We start from the raw sequence: 1,845 nt of genomic DNA, 5'->3' as shown, positions 1-1,845 counted from the left end.
ACCACGGTGCGTCTGCGTTGGGCGCAGCCATGAGTGGCGGCGGCCGGTGGCAGGCAGCGGTTCGCCTGCTCGGGTGGCGGCAGGCGCGGCGCAACGACGCCTCGACCATTATGGGCATGCAGTTGCCGGGCGCCTATGTTCTGACCATCGCGGTGGTCCTCGGCTGTGCCGCATTAGGGCTGGCCGGGCGCGGGGTGGAACGTCCCGGGCTGTATCTGACTGGTATCGCGCTGAGTCTTGTCTCGGCCCTTGTGCTGCTGTCGGCGCCGGGCGACCCGATGGACTGGCGGGCAACCCTCTTCGTCGCCGTCGTTCCGTCCGGCGCGCTGGTACTCACCGCGTTGTCGACCTTCGAGGAGGTGAGCATCGCGGACGCGCCGGCCAGCGGTCTGCTCGCGCTGATCCAGGCGTTCATGTGCGTGCGCGGACGGCTGTGGTCGGCCTGGCTCAGCTACCTGTTCTCGGTGGCTGTGATGCTGGCTGTGAACGTGCTAATTCCGCCGCAGCCGGCCTTTGTTGCGGCCATCGCGCCCAATACCGCGGTCCTGTTGATGGCTACCTTCTTTGCCGCCATCGTCCGGCCCCGCGCCCGTCAGATCTACACACTGCGCCGACAGACCGAACGTCAGATCGCGTCAGCGGCGGCGCAGGAGGCCGCAGTGGCTGTGCGATCAGCGGGCTCGGCCGCTACTGGAGCAGATCGCCAGCGGGCAGCGACCCAACGACGACGTTGTCGCCGAGTGTGGGCTGGTGGAAGCGGCCCTGCGGGACCGTATTCGGGCGCCTGGCCTGGACCTTCCCGAGATCGCGGCGGCAGTGTGGTCGGCCCGCGCGCGCGGTGCGCGGGTGGTGCTGCTCGATGACCACGGATGGGCGGCGGAGACGCTGACGTCCGCCGACGATGTCGCGCAGGCCGCCGACCTGCTTGAACCGCTGCGTGCTGCCGCGGTGGAGGTGCTGTCGCGGACCGAGGCGGGAAGCACTGTCACCGTACGGTTACTGCCCCATGGCCGGAACCTGTTCGGCACCGTCGCGGTGGACGGACGCTCCGGGCAAAGCCGTCTCGATTTCGGTGCTGACGGTGCGCAGATGGCGGGTAGATCGAAGAATTAGCGGGGACGAGCGGAACGCTTTCGTGTGCGCTCCGTCACAGTAGGGGTGATCGTGGTGTCCTGCGGCGCCGGCCAGCGGCGCCGCAGGCACGTACCTGACCAGGCGGTAAGTAGGGGTTCGGGTCGTGTGGTCTGTTTGGCTGATTGACGCCGGGCGTCAATTTGTGTGGTTGTCCCCAATTCTGGGTCTAGTTCCGAGACGGCAACGTTCCTAATCTGTGATTTGTCTGTGATGAGGCGGCCGGTTCTGTCGCTCGACTCATCATTGGCGGTTCGTGTTTGAGGCTGGGTCGGGGAAACTCAGGGGAGAAACTATGACGGTGATGGCTCACGAAGCTATTGCTGATTTCGGGGCGATCGATCTCGCTCCGCGCGTGCTTGGCACGTCGCCGCGACCAGTGCGGTCCGGGACGGTGGCCGACATTGTGGCCTTTCGCTCGCCGGAAGCGCCGCGAACAGTACGTCCGGCGCTCTCGCCTCGTGAGGTCGAGGTGCTGCTCGCGTGGCTCGCCGCCGATTCGAAGGAGGAGGCCGCTGCGCGCTTGTTTATTTCGGTGTCGACGGTCAGCACGCACGTCTCGCGGATCCGGAGCAAGTACGCAGGCGTTGGCCGGCCGGCGCCCACCAAAGCGCATTTGCTGGCGCGCGCGCTGCAAGACGGGCACACCACGCTTGCCGAATGGTGACCCACTGACTGGGGGTGGACGACGACCCGCGAGCTTATGCTCGCGGG

2 protein-coding genes and 1 pseudogene are annotated in these 1,845 nt (G+C 67.0%); all 3 read left to right on the top strand.

Annotation, left to right across the window (positions count from 1 at the left end):
• Positions 1-863: pseudogene (locus tag WAW85_RS15085) on the top strand (hypothetical protein); the annotation flags it as partial.
• Positions 847-1,113 carry a hypothetical protein gene (locus WAW85_RS15080; RefSeq protein ID WP_422560405.1) on the top strand — a complete coding sequence of 89 codons (267 nt, stop codon included), beginning with the start codon at positions 847-849 and terminating at the stop codon, positions 1,111-1,113. The pseudogene WAW85_RS15085 and the gene WAW85_RS15080, both read left to right, overlap by 17 nt.
• A gap of 322 nt (positions 1,114-1,435) precedes the next feature.
• Positions 1,436-1,798: a response regulator transcription factor gene (locus WAW85_RS15075; protein ID WP_422560404.1), complete on the top strand. Its 363-nt coding sequence runs from the start codon at positions 1,436-1,438 to the stop codon at positions 1,796-1,798.
• The last annotated feature ends 47 nt before the right edge of the window (positions 1,799-1,845 follow it).

The sequence above is a fragment of the Gordonia sp. (in: high G+C Gram-positive bacteria) genome, from assembly GCF_049299075.1.
Taxonomy (GTDB): Bacteria; Actinomycetota; Actinomycetes; order Mycobacteriales; family Mycobacteriaceae; genus Gordonia.
This window is presented reverse-complemented; position numbering and strand designations above follow the sequence as displayed.